The 12,456-nt window shown below is 67.0% G+C and carries 12 protein-coding genes; 9 read left to right on the forward strand and 3 right to left on the reverse strand.

Going from position 1 to position 12,456, the window contains the following annotated elements; all coding sequences use genetic code 11:
- Window positions 1-112 precede the first annotated feature (112 nt).
- Window positions 113-1,783: an FAD-dependent oxidoreductase gene (locus ACIBK2_RS29470; RefSeq protein WP_396971753.1), complete on the forward strand. Its 1,671-nt coding sequence runs from the start codon at window positions 113-115 to the stop codon at window positions 1,781-1,783.
- Between the two features lie 65 nt (window positions 1,784-1,848).
- On the opposite strand, the gene ACIBK2_RS29475 is transcribed toward ACIBK2_RS29470, so the two are convergent.
- Complete coding sequence (locus tag ACIBK2_RS29475; RefSeq protein WP_396971754.1) at window positions 1,849-2,625, reverse strand: acyl-[acyl-carrier-protein] thioesterase; 777 nt, start codon at window positions 2,623-2,625, stop codon at window positions 1,849-1,851.
- A 152-nt stretch (window positions 2,626-2,777) separates the two neighbouring features.
- Here ACIBK2_RS29475 and ACIBK2_RS29480 point away from each other — a divergent pair, with 152 nt between their 5' ends.
- The 3 genes from ACIBK2_RS29480 to ACIBK2_RS29490 all read left to right on the forward strand — a co-directional run bounded on the left by ACIBK2_RS29480 (window position 2,778) and on the right by ACIBK2_RS29490 (window position 5,495).
- Window positions 2,778-2,969: a hypothetical protein gene (locus ACIBK2_RS29480; protein WP_357385635.1), complete on the forward strand. Its 192-nt coding sequence runs from the start codon at window positions 2,778-2,780 to the stop codon at window positions 2,967-2,969.
- A gap of 226 nt (window positions 2,970-3,195) precedes the next feature.
- The gene (locus tag ACIBK2_RS29485; RefSeq protein WP_396971756.1) at window positions 3,196-4,287 is read left to right on the forward strand and encodes a hypothetical protein; all 1,092 of its coding nucleotides are present in this window, start codon (window positions 3,196-3,198) and stop codon (window positions 4,285-4,287) included.
- Entirely contained in the window at window positions 4,287-5,495 is a 1,209-nt protein-coding gene (locus ACIBK2_RS29490; protein WP_396971758.1) for a hypothetical protein, read from the forward strand. Before ACIBK2_RS29485 ends, ACIBK2_RS29490 begins: the two co-directional genes overlap by 1 nt.
- 3 nt (window positions 5,496-5,498) lie before the next feature.
- Here the strand turns inward: ACIBK2_RS29490 and ACIBK2_RS29495 are convergent, their stop codons facing one another.
- Together ACIBK2_RS29495 and ACIBK2_RS29500 are read right to left on the reverse strand one after the other, a co-directional pair.
- Window positions 5,499-6,626, reverse strand: a complete 1,128-nt coding sequence (locus ACIBK2_RS29495) for a transglycosylase SLT domain-containing protein (protein WP_396971759.1) — start codon at window positions 6,624-6,626, stop codon at window positions 5,499-5,501.
- Window positions 6,623-6,949: a type VII secretion target gene (locus ACIBK2_RS29500; RefSeq protein ID WP_379291833.1), complete on the reverse strand. Its 327-nt coding sequence runs from the start codon at window positions 6,947-6,949 to the stop codon at window positions 6,623-6,625. The genes ACIBK2_RS29495 and ACIBK2_RS29500 overlap by 4 nt, the downstream gene beginning before the upstream one ends.
- 191 nt (window positions 6,950-7,140) lie before the next feature.
- Between ACIBK2_RS29500 and ACIBK2_RS29505 the strand changes: the two genes are divergently transcribed.
- From ACIBK2_RS29505 to ACIBK2_RS29525, 5 genes are all read left to right on the forward strand, one after another.
- A complete protein-coding gene (locus tag ACIBK2_RS29505; protein ID WP_396971761.1) occupies window positions 7,141-8,115 on the forward strand; it encodes an NADPH:quinone oxidoreductase family protein in 975 nt (324 codons plus the stop codon).
- Window positions 8,116-8,123: 8 nt separating this feature from the next.
- On the forward strand, window positions 8,124-9,236 hold the full coding sequence (locus ACIBK2_RS29510) for a winged helix DNA-binding domain-containing protein (protein WP_396971762.1): 1,113 nt from the start codon (window positions 8,124-8,126) through the stop codon (window positions 9,234-9,236).
- Between the two features lie 130 nt (window positions 9,237-9,366).
- Window positions 9,367-10,698: an amidohydrolase family protein gene (locus ACIBK2_RS29515; protein ID WP_396971764.1), complete on the forward strand. Its 1,332-nt coding sequence runs from the start codon at window positions 9,367-9,369 to the stop codon at window positions 10,696-10,698.
- Between the two features lie 101 nt (window positions 10,699-10,799).
- Window positions 10,800-11,600: an ABC transporter ATP-binding protein gene (locus tag ACIBK2_RS29520; protein WP_396971766.1), complete on the forward strand. Its 801-nt coding sequence runs from the start codon at window positions 10,800-10,802 to the stop codon at window positions 11,598-11,600.
- Window positions 11,600-12,451, forward strand: a complete 852-nt coding sequence (locus ACIBK2_RS29525) for an ABC transporter permease (RefSeq protein WP_396971767.1) — start codon at window positions 11,600-11,602, stop codon at window positions 12,449-12,451. The genes ACIBK2_RS29520 and ACIBK2_RS29525 overlap by 1 nt, the downstream gene beginning before the upstream one ends.
- Window positions 12,452-12,456: the final 5 nt, after the last annotated feature.

The raw sequence follows: 12,456 nt of genomic DNA on the forward strand, positions 1-12,456 counted from the left end.
GGCAAACTGAAAGCGGCGTCACATCGCGGTGGTTCCGCGTCGTGTCGTTTCTGTCCACCTCTGCCCACCGGGTGGCCTACAGCCCACGTACATCTTCGAGGATCTGCACAATATGGCCTACGTAATCACGCAGCGTTGTTGCAACGACGCCAGCTGCGTTTCCGAGTGCCCTGTCGATTGCATCCGTCCGACCCCGGACCAACCGGAGTTCGCGACGACCGAGATGCTCTACATCGACCCCGACACCTGTATCGACTGCGGTGCGTGCGTCGATGCGTGCCCGGTGGAGGCGATCTTCTCCGAGGACGACCTGACCGCATCGCTGGCCAGATACCGCGACATCAATGCCGCCTATTTCGAACGGCATCCGCTCGAATCGAACTTCGATCCGATCGTCACGCCGCCGCGGCCGCCGAAGGAACTCGGCACGCTGCGGGTCGCGATCGTCGGCGCGGGCCCAGCGGCTTGCTATGCCGCCGACGAGCTGCTGCGCCGGGCGGACGTGGAGATCGAGATGTTCGACCGGGTGCCGACCCCGTGGGGTCTGGTCCGGGCGGGCGTGGCCCCCGATCACCCGGGCACCAAGACGGTGTCGAGTCTGTTCGAGTCCGCGTTCCGGCGCGAGACCCTGCAGTACTACCTGAATGTCGAGATAGGCACGCACATCTCGCACGAGGAGCTGCTGAAGCACCACCACGCCGTCATCTACGCGGTCGGCGCGTCCACCGACCGCCGCCTCGACGTGCCGGGCGAGGACCTGCCGGGCAGCCACTCGGCCACCGAGTTCGTCGCCTGGTACAACGGCCATCCCGACTTCGCGGACCGGCAGTTCGACCTGTCCGGCGAGCGGGCGGTGATCGTCGGCAACGGCAACGTCGCACTCGACGTCGCGCGCGTGCTCACCGTCGACCCGGACGAGCTGGCCAAGACCGACATCGCCGACCACGCGCTGGACGCCCTGCGGCGCAGCACTATTCGCGAGGTGGTCGTGCTCGGCCGGCGCGGCCCGCTGCAGGCGGCGTACACCTCGTCGGAGTTCCTCGCGCTGGCTCACCTGAAGGGCATCGACGTGGTCGTCGACGAGTCCGACCTGGCGCTCGATCACGCCAGCCAGGCCCTGCTGGACGATCCGGACATCGAGCCGTCATTGAAGCTCAAGTACACCCTCGCCGAGGAGTACGCGGGCGCCCCGCGCGATCCGAGCCACAAGCGGATCGTCTTCCGCTACCTGGCCTCGCCCACCGCGCTCACCGGCACCGAGCACGTCGAGGCGATCGAGTTCGCGCACAACGAATTGTTCGAGGAGAACGGCCAATTGGTGGCCCGCTCGACCGACCGCACCGAGCGGATCGAGGCCTCGCTGGTGCTGCGCTCCATCGGCTACCGCGGCGCGGCCGTCGCCGACGTGCCGTTCGACGAGCGGCGCGGCGTCATGCCGAACGAGCACGGCCGGGTGCTCGACACCGACGGCACCCCGCTGTCCGGCGTATACGCCAGCGGCTGGATCAAGCGCGGCCCGCGCGGTGTCATCGGCTCGAACCGGACCGACGCCGAGGAGACGGTGGAGAACCTGATCGCCGACTTCACCAGCGGCAAACTCGGTGCGCCCGAGGCGGATCGAGCGGCGCTGAAGGCGTTGCTCGGTGCACGGCAGGCCGATCTGGTGGATCGGGACGGCTGGCGGGCGATCGATCAGGCCGAGAAGGCCGCGGGCAAGTCCGCCGGACGGCCGCGGGTCAAGTTCACCACGCGCGAGGATCTGCTGAAGGCCGCGCGCGGCTGAGGCCATGGTGCCGCCGACCGGAGCCGCTGGGTTCCGGTCGGCCACTAGCTTATTCGGGTGGCAGCCTATTCGGGCGGCAGCGGCATGATGCGGACGACGGTCGTGGTGGTGCCGCCGACCACGAACCACAGCCGAAGCACCGGACGCCCGGTGCGATCACCCGGCTCGAAGCGGCTGCGCACGGTCACGTGCTGGCGGGCCAGCACCGGCGCCACGTATTCGATGACCGCGCGATGCGGACCGGCGAGCAGCTTGGGGTACTCGACCATGAACTGCTCCACCGCCTGCCAGTAACAGGCGTTGTTGACGTGGTTGTACTGGTCGATGTCGGTCGCGCGCACCGGAAATGGCATGTCGGTGTCCGACTCCGAGGGCGAGGTGTCGGTCAGATACGGGCGCCAGCGCAGCCGGTGCTCCTGCGTGGTCTGCGCCAGATAGGCCAGGCCCTCGTCGCTGATCCGCGCGGGCATCCCGGTCGACTCGCTGATATTGATCCAGAAGCCCTCGGTCTCGATCAGCCCGCCGTTCGCGCTGGTGACCCGCACCCGCATGTTCGTCCAGCGGGTCGACATCGCCGAGCACCAGCGCAGCAGCTGCACCTCGTCCGGCCACACGATCGGCCGGATCACATCGATCACCGTGCGGCGCACAATCCAATTCGGATCGCTGCGGCTCAAGAACGTCTTATGCAGATTTTCCCACTGAATGTCCTGCAGATAACGGGCGACCGCGTCGAATCGCAGCCGACCGTAAGGGTCCACATCACCCGCCCGGATGGGCCACGCCGAAGCAAAGCCCATGCCCTCCTGGGGAAGCGGGGCGAGTGGCTGATCGAGTGACACTGGTGCTCCTCGCGCTGCACGGTGTGCCGCGTTCTTCGTGTGGTGCTGTTGTGAGACGACTTTACGGGGCGTACGTCACACCATCGCGCCGAGTGCGTAGGTAGCCGCCGGTAAGCCCGCGAACAATGTCGCTACCAGGCATCATGGACGCCATGAGCGATACGGAGCTGCCCGAGAAACTCGGCAAACCCGCTGAACGAGCGCTGGCCGCGGCCGGCATCCGCACCCTCGACGACCTCACCTCCTGGACCGAGCGCGACCTGGCCGCACTACACGGCGTAGGCCCGACCGCCGTCACCAAACTCCGCACCGCCCTCGCCGCCCGCAACCAAACCTTCGCCTGACGGGTACTACACCGGATATCCGTCGTCCGGCGACACCGGGACGTGTCCCGTCCGCACCGGTACGATCCGCAACAGGCACGACAGGGGGTGTAGCTGCTCTGCCGTCACGACCCACGCACGGCCGCCGGGTGACTTATTGTCCGCTCGCCGTATAGATTCCGACGGCACGTGTGCGACCTACCATTTGGTGCGGACGACCATTGAAGATCGAGGAGAACAGATCGCCGTGACTGAGCAAGGGCCCGCAGGACCGCCCGACGCCCGCGCCACGCAGATCGTCGGAGCGGACCCGGCACGCTATCCGGAGGCCGCCAGCGTCGACGCCTTCGAGCAGCGATTGCAGGCGCTCGTCGAGATCCAGCGGGAGAATTCGCTGCGCAGGCGGCGCAAGCGTGCCTTGATCGTGACCTCGGCGGTGGCCGTTCTGCTCGTCTGCATGCTCGCGGGCACGGCCTTGTTCGGCGGCGGCGACGACGATCGGCCGGCCGCACCGACGGTGAATCCGCTTGCCGCGCTGAATCTTACGAAGCTCAGGTCGATCGATCTGTGTGCCGCGGTCAAAGATCCATTGGTGTCGTCGCTGGGGGAGTGGACGAAGGCGCCGAGCTCTACGCAATGGGGCAGCTGCGCGGGTGAGTCGGGCGGATATCAGCTCGACTTCGATATCAAGCGCATCGAGGGCTACCGAGACAACGGTAAGAGTGCCGAGGGAGTCCCGATACTGGAGGACGGGACCAGCGGAAACGACAGCTGTGGACGAGCCTTGCTCCCCGCGCGAACGGATCCGCAATTCGGCATCGCGGTACGGGTGCGGGGCCCGCAGTCCGACAAGTTGTGCGGCGTCGCGGACGAGGCGGCCACTGAACTCGCGCATCGGATATCCGATGCGCCGCCGCAGCTTCCGAACTTTCGCAACTCACTCGCCCGGCAAGATCCCTGTGCCCTGGTCGATTCGATCGTGGTGAAACTGAATATCGGCGATCGAGTTCGCGGCGCTCCGGATCTGCTGCACACCTGCAGATGGACCTCGACCGGCACGGTCACCCTCGCGCTCGAGCGCACGAAGGCCCTGGTGCCGATCGAAAAGCCGATACCGTTCGATCTCGGCGACGGCAATGTCGTCTTCTTGGACGAGGCGGAATTGGGCTCGCCGACCTGTGTCCGGCGCTGGCAGTACCGGAGCATCGACGGCGGCGACGCCGAGGTGGTGACGGTGCAGGTCGACAATCCCACCCTCGCGGAACATCCCGAATTCAGATGTCTGGCAGCGCAACTGGTGCTGCAGAACGTCCTGGACAACCTCCCACAGGTGAGTTGATGAACTGGAATCCACGAGTCGCCACGGCACTCCTCGTTGTCCTCGCCACCGTTGGCGCGGGCGGTTGCGCATCGTCGGTGCCGGGGACCGGAGTTTCCGGCGAGCCCGATGTGCGGGCGTTGGACACCGGCAAGTTTCCGACCGCGCCGCCCAAGATCGCGGCGCACCTGGACGATCTCGGGTACGCGCGACTCGAGGCCGCGCGATTGGCCGACGCGGTGCTCAGTCCCCATGAGGTGGACTCGAAATATGCCATCGGTGCCTCGGCTCGCGTGCACACCGACGCCCAGTCGGTGGGGCAATATCTCGCGGAGCCCGCCATCGCGGTGTTGCTGAGTCACGGTTTCGTGCTGGGGTTCTCGACCGGCTCGGCTGAGGATGTGCCGTCGCCCACCGACGCCGCCGACAGCCGCCAGCGCGACGGCCTGACCGTGACGGTGTCACGCTTCCCGGACGCGACGGCCGCGAAGGCGGCGGCAGCCGAACTCGACGCCGTCGACCTCGGCCTCAACCCGGAGAATGCCGCCGTAAGTCTGCCCAAATACCCTGACTCGCGCGCACATTGGCGTCCGGCTTTTCCGACGCTTGGCAGCACGACCCCACATGGAAATTATGTGATCAGTGTGCTGGCGGAGACGCGGACCGCGGATATCACTCGGCTGGTCGACGCGACCCAGAAGTATCTCGACGCGGAAGTGGCCGAACTCGACAAGTTCACCGCGACACCGATCGGAAAGTTCAGCACGTTGCGCCAGGACCCGGATGGTGTGCTGGTCCGGGTCATTCATGACAAGGGTGTCGTCCCCCCGCCGGATGGGCAGGGCGAGGTGGTCCTGACCTTGCGTGGCTACCTGAACTATGTGCAGGATCAATCGGGTCGCTTTCCCGTGCTGCAGCGAGCGGGCGTCGATCGGGTCGCGGTGGCGCCCAGTGCTTTCGGGTTCAGAGCTGCGGATGACGCTGCCGCCGCACGCTTCGTCACCGACTCCGCCGAGCTCGGCAACGCGGCGGACCGTCGTGTGGTGGATCCGCCGACGGATGTGCCCGGCGCGGCGTGCGTGCAGGACTATGTCGCGCCGAAGGACGCACAGTTCCGATGCTTTGTTTCCTACCGGAGGTACGCGGCCCTGGTGCTCGGCAGCCGATTGTGGGAAACACAGCAGCGCGCGGCCGCGCAGTACGCATTGCTGGCCAATGACCAGCGGTAGACCTCAGTAGCCCCGGTACGCCCCACCAGAATTGACCGCAACCACGCCCGGAACATTGTTGACCGATCCGTAGGTATCGATCGAATAGCGAACGCCCGCAATGATGTTGTCCACCGGGTTCCAAATGTCGTCGTGGCCGGGTGCCTTGTAGGCGTTGAAGGTGCCGTCGATCGTCTGCATCAGGCCCTTCGACGGATGTCCCGCCTCCCAGTTACTGTCCCACCGGTTTTCCGCGTACGGGTTGCCCGCCGATTCGTGCTCGATGATCATGGCGATAGCACGCTCGTCGATATCCTTGGGGTCGTAACCCATTTCGATGAGCTTTTGTTTGGCCTCCGCGATCCATTTCGCCATATCGCCGCTCGGCATCGGGCCGGTCGGGGCGCTCGAGGTCGGACTTCCCGAACCGTTATAGCTCCCGCTATACGATCCGGAGTTGTTGTGATTCCCCATCGCGTAATTGGGTTTGCTCGACGTGGACGACGGCGAGTTGTTGCTCACCGGAGCGGGCGAGCTGACGCTGGCCGGTGCGGTGGTCGCCGGCGGCGCCACGTTCGCGCTCGGCTCACCGAGCCCACTGAACGCCTGCTCCAACTTGCCGACCGCCGTGTCCACCTGCGTCTTCGCTTGGCCTGCCACGGTTTCCGCCGTCTTCAGCGCATTGGTCAGTTCCCAGGTGCGCGACGCCGCCAGCAGTGATTCCTGGAAAACGAGCCCTTCCACGTTCGCCTTGTCCGAATGCTCACGCAGGGCCGCGATCCGGGTGGTGGCGTTGACGGTGCCGTTGGGCTGCACGTCGAACGGCGGTGCCTGGTTGATCGCGTCGTCGCGCAGTTGGATCACCTTGTTCTTCGCCTCGACCAGGTTCTGCGTCTGGGAGGTGAAGGCGGTCTTCAGTTCCAGCAGCGCGGCGCTGACCGCCGAGGCCCTGGTCTTCTCGGTGTCCATCCGCGCGTTCGCGGCGGCACCCGCCGTTCCGGACCACTTGTTGCCGTCTTCGAGCGACTTCGTCTGGGTGGAGCCCTTGCCGACGGCGGTGTCGAGGCCTTGCGACATCGTCCCGGCCTGTTCGCCTGCGGCGGTGAGCTGTTCGGGCTTCCAGTTCTCGACGTCCGGGATGCTGAGGGTCATGACGACAGTCCGATCGCGCGGAGTTTGGCGGCGAAATCGTCCTCGGCCAGTTCGTATTTCCCCGCGGCATTGTGCAGGTTGTCGGCGATCGTGGTGAGCCGGCCACCGATCCGCTGCAGGCAGCGGTTGACCACATCGTTCGCTTGATTTGCTGCGGCACCGAATTCGGTGCCGGGTAGCGCGGTCGCCGCGGCCGATAACGCGCCCCCCGCGTTCAGCCCGGTCACCTCCCCGGCCTCGGTGCCGAGTGTTTGCGCGAACGATCGCAGTGCGCCCGGATCTACCTGCACACTTGTCGACGGTGGTTGATTGCGCTCGACCATGAGTCCCCCTTCACGCCCGACCATAGGTCGCGGTCAGCATAGCAAAATGGGATCGGCTGGACAGGGCCCTCGGACTGCCAACGAGGATGCGCACCGCGGACAGGGTGCGCACGCCGAATCGATGCGCGTTACGTTGATCACGGCGGCACCGGCGCGAAGAAAGGCCGGTGCCACGACAGAGAGGTCGGCAGATGCGCGCAGCCCAGGTCAGCAAGCTGGAGGGACCGGAGTCGGTCGAGATCGTCGACATCCCGGAGCCCAAGTCGTACCCCGGGGGCGTGGTGATCGACGTGCACGCGGCCGGTGTCGCCTTCCCGGATGTGCTGATGACCCGCGGGCTCTATCAGATGAAGCCGGAACTGCCATTCGTCGTCGGCGGCGAGGTCGCCGGCATCGTGCGGGAGGCGCCGGAAGACGCGCACGTCAAGGCGGGCGATCGGGTCGTCGCGCTGACGCTGCTCGGCAATGCCATGGCAGAGGTGGCAGTCGCGCCGACCCAGATGGTGTTCAAGCTGCCGGACAACGTTTCCCTCGAGGCCGGCGCAGGCATCCTGTTCAACGACCTGACCGTGCAGTTCTGCCTGCGTAAGCGCGGCAGGCTCGCCGAGGGCGAGACGGTGCTCGTGCACGGCGCCGCGGGCGGCATCGGCACCTCGACGCTGCGGATGGCGGTCGCGCTCGGCGCGGGCCGGGTGATCGCGGTGGTCAGCACCGAGGCCAAGGCCGAGGTGGCCCGCGCCAACGGCGCCACCGACGTGGTGCTCGCCGAGGGCTGGCTCGCGGCGGTCAAGGAACTGACCGGCGGTCGCGGCGTGGACATCGTGCTCGACCCGGTGGGTGGCGACCGGTTCACCGACAGCGTCCGTTCGCTCGCTTCGGCGGGCCGGCTGCTGGTGGTCGGCTTCACCGCGGGCGAGATCCCCACCGTGAAGGTGAACCGGCTGCTGCTGAAGAACGTCGAGGTGATCGGCGCGGCCTGGGGCGAATGGGTGATGACGCACCCCGGTTACCTGACCGAGCAGTGGGCCGAGGTGGCACCGCTGCTGGCCGCGGGCAAGATCGAGGCACCGAAGCCGGTGCTGTACCCGCTGGAGCGCGCGGCCGAGGCGATCGCCTCGCTGGACAACCGCACGGCGACCGGCAAGGTCGTCGTCACGCTCCGCTGACGCCAATCATGAAGGTCAGCAACCGAATACTGAACCGTACGCTGCTAGCGCGCCAGCACCTGCTGGCGCGCTCGCCGCTGACGGTGCACGAGATGTGTGACCATCTCGTCGGCCTGCAAGCGCAGGACTCCCCGCCGCCGTTTGTCGCATTGTGGAGTCGCATAACGGATTTCGACCCGGCGGTGGTGTCGGACGCACTGGAGGACCGCTCACTGGTCCGAATCACCTTGATGCGCGGCACCATTCACCTGGTGACCCCGCCCGACGCGCTGCGGATCGCGCCGCACATCCAGCCGGAACTCGAAAAGATCCCCTTCCGAAAGGGTTTCAACTACGGCGCGATGGTCGGCCTCGACCCCGGCGAGGTGCGCGCGCACGGCGAGCAGGTCCTCGGCGACGAGCCGATGTCCGCCGCCGAGCTGCGGCGGTACGCGGCCGAGCGCTACCCGGACCGCAATCCGGGCATGGTCGTGCAGACCTGGCTCCTTCAGCTGCCGGTGCTGCAAACCCCACCGCGTGGCAAATGGAAGGACAGCAGCAGACCGATCTGGTCCAGGATCGAGCCGTGGCTCGGCGCACCGCTCGACCCGGCCTATCCGTTGGCGGAGTTGCTCCTTCGCTACCTGCGCGCCTTCGGCCCGGCCACCACCATGGACATGCAGACCTGGTCGAAGCTGCTCGGCATGAAGCAGGCGATCGAACAGCTCGGCGAACGCGTGCGCACCTACACCGACGAGCGCGGCCGCACCCTCTACGACGCCGCCGACGGCGAGCTGGCCGACCCGGATCTCCCCGCGCCGGTGCGCCTGCTCGGTTGGTACGACAATGCCCTGCTCTCCCACCAGGATCGGACCAGGATCGTGCCCGAGGGCGGCGCGCCACCCCTGCGTGCTTTCGCCGCAGCGGTCGCCCCGGTATTGGTCGACGGGTATCTCGCCGGTCTGTACAAGATCTTCCCGGAGGCCGGCACGGCCCGCCTGCGCATCAGCCCGACCCGCAAGTGGACGAAGGCCGAGCAGGCGGCGGTGACGGCCGAATCCCATGCCCTGCTCGGCTTCCTGGAGGCGGACAAGGAACCGCAGGTCGAAATCCTGGAGGTCGGCGCCGACCTGCGTCCATGAGGGACAGGTTTAACCGCATCGAAATACGGGCTCAGTAGGCTGCCCGACACGTCGCTCATGGCTGCAACGGGCGACGCGAACCGCCGGATCGAGCGGGCGAACCAGCCGCATTTCCCAGGAGGAATGCCGCGTGTTCCAGAATCGACCCCATTCCACCGTGATCGGCGATGTCACCGTCTACACCAGAGGCGCGTGGCGCACGGGCTACGACGTAGTTGTCCAAGACGGCACTGTCACCGCGTTCGGTCCGGCCGCGCGCGCCGAGTATCCGGGGCTGCCATTCGTAGACGGTAGCGGCGGCTATCTGATCCCCGGCTTCGTCAACACCCATACCCACCTGCAACAGGCGGTGCTGCGCGGTATCGGCGAGGGTCTGCCGCTGCTGGAATGGTTGCGCTGCGTAGGGGAGCGCACCGTCGCCGCGCCCCCGGCACAGACCTATCTGTCCGCCCTCGCGGGCGGCCTGGAACTGCTGCGCAGCGGCGTGACCACCGTGGTCGAGCACATGTGGCCGAATCGCTCGGAAGCGGTGCACGACGCCATGATTCGCGCATTGGCCGAGCTCGGCATCCGCGTCGTGCTCGGTCGAGGGATCGCGGACCGGGCGGATCCGACCCGGCGCTGGGGTCTCGATCCGCGCCTGATGCAGCCGCTGCCGGAAGCGTTCGCGCACATCGACGACCTCGACGCACGGCTGGCCGGTTCGCGGATCAGCACCGCCCTGGCGGTGCCGAATCCGCGCTGCCTCACCCCGGACGGCATGGCCGCCGCGCGCGAGTACGCCGAACGCACCGGCAAAACCGTGTCGATACATGTATTGGAGACCTCGACCGACGAGGACATGTGCCGATTGCATGCAGGCCGCGGTGCGGTCGATTACCTCGACGCGGCCGGATTTCTCTGGGATCGCACGCTGGCAGTGCACTGCTGTCAGCTCGACGGGCACGGCCGCCAGGTCTTCGCCGACCGCCGCGTCTCCGTCTCCTATAACCCGCTGAGCAATATGCGCTTGGGCAGCGGCGTCGCGCCGGTGCTGGAAATGCTGGCGGCGGGCATCGATGTCGGTCTCGGGGTGGACGGCGCTGCCAGCAATGACACCCAGGACATGCTGCTGACCCTGCGGATGGGCTCCTATCTGCAGCGGGCCACGCGAAAACGCGCCGACCTCTTGGGCTTCGACGAGATGCTGCGGATGGCGACCAGGGGTGCCGATCGGGTTCTCGGCCGCCCGGTTGCCGAGCCGGGTGTCGCGGTCGGCGATCGTGGCGACCTCACGCTCATCCGTTTCGATCGTGATTTCGCCTGCCTGCCGGTACTCGACCCGGGTGCGACGCTGCTGACCACGGGCTCGCCCCGGGTGGTGGACACGGTGTGGGTGGATGGTGAGGCCGTGATTCGCGACGGCCGCAGTACCCGGGTCGATGCCGAGCTGCTCGCCCGGCGCCTGAGCAGCATGCGCTGAAGTTAACCGGCACGCAATCAGCCAAGCATTGCATGTAATCAGTCTCATGAAGACTGATGTTGTGCACGAGTTGCACGCAATGCTGAAAGAAGGTGCGAACAATGCCGCGCTACGCAGAGACACTGCAGGACGTGGTGCAGGAGGCCGACGCGAGGACGTTGCTCGCGGGCCTGGCGGTCTCGTTCGCCAACGTGCACAAGCGATTCGGCGGCGCCGAGGGCACCTTGGCGCTGGCCGACATCAGCCTCGACCTGCGCGAAGGTGAGTTCGTCGCGGTCGTCGGACCCTCCGGCTGCGGCAAATCCACCCTGCTTCGGCTCGCCGCCGGACTGGATCGGCCCAGCTCGGGAGCCGTTGCGGTGCAGTCCGATTCGATCGGATTCATCTTCCAGGAGGCCACCCTGCTGCCGTGGCGCACAGTGCTGCGCAATGTGGAACTGTCCGCCGAACTGCACGGCATCGACCGAAAAACCCGGCGGCAGCGCGCACTTCGCGCACTGGCGGCGGTGGGTCTGGCGGATGTCGCGAACAGCCTGCCCCGCCAGCTGTCCGGCGGCATGCGGATGCGGGTATCGCTGGCCAGATCGCTCTCGCTGCGGCCACGGCTGCTGCTGCTCGACGAACCGTTCGGCGCGCTCGACGAGCTGACCCGGCTCAACATGCAGGAGGAGTTGCTCCGGCTGTACCGGGACAACGCCTTCACCGCGCTGTTCATCACGCACTCGGTGTCCGAAGCGGTGTTCCTCGCCTCCCGTGTCGTGGTCATGTCCGCGCGACCGGGCCGGGTGCACGAGGTGATCGACGTCGACCTGCCCTATCCACGCGGCCGGGAACTGCGCTTCGATCCGGCGTTCACCGAATTGGTTTCGCGCGCTTCCCGTTCGCTGAAAGAGGCCTGCTGATGGTCAGTCTCGCGGTACCGACCGCCACCTCCGTCGAGTCGTCGCATCGGGTCGTTCGCCGGATCCGCCCACGCGTGGTGTTCGCCAAATTACTCGCGCCCGCAGTGTCTTTCGGGCTGGCGATCGCCGTGTGGTACCTGGTCTCGATGGTGCTGCTCGGCGCGAGCCGGCGTTTCCTGTTGCCGCCGCCGCACGCGGTGTTCACCGAATCGCTGGCGAATCCGGCGAAGCTCGAGCTGATGTCGCGGGCGCTCGCGGTCACCGCGAAGGTGGCGGTGAGCGGGCTCGCGGTGTCGGCGGTGCTCGGTGTGGCGGTGGCCGTCCTGATGAGCCAGGCCAAACCGATCGAGCGGGTGGTGTACCCGTATGCCGTTGTATTGCAAGCGATTCCGGTGCTCGCGGTGGTTCCGCTGATCGGACTGTGGTTCGGTTACGGCACCGCCGCGCGGACCATCGTCTGCGTGCTCATCGCCATCCATCCGATCATCGCGATGACGCTGTTCGGTATCCAGTCCGTCGACCGTAACCTGCAAGAGTTGTTCACCCTGGGCTGCGCGAGTCGCCTGCGCAGGCTGTGGGCCTTGCAGCTACCCGCCGCGCTGCCGTCGATCATGACCGGCCTGCGCACCGCTGCGGGGCTGTCGGTGACCGGCGCGATCATCGGCGACATGTTCTTCGCGCAGGGGCGGCCGGGCATCGGCACCCTGCTCGACAACTACCGCGCGCGACTGCAATCCGAGGATCTGATCGCCGCGCTGCTGCTGGCCGCGCTGTTCGGCGTGCTCGTCTTCGCGATCTTCACCGCCGCCCAGAAACTCACCGTCGGCCGCTGGCACGAGTCCGCCCGCTAGTCCCT

Origin of the sequence: Nocardia sp. NPDC050175 (genome assembly GCF_044459885.1) — a bacterium.
Lineage (GTDB): Bacteria > Actinomycetota > Actinomycetes > Mycobacteriales > Mycobacteriaceae > Nocardia.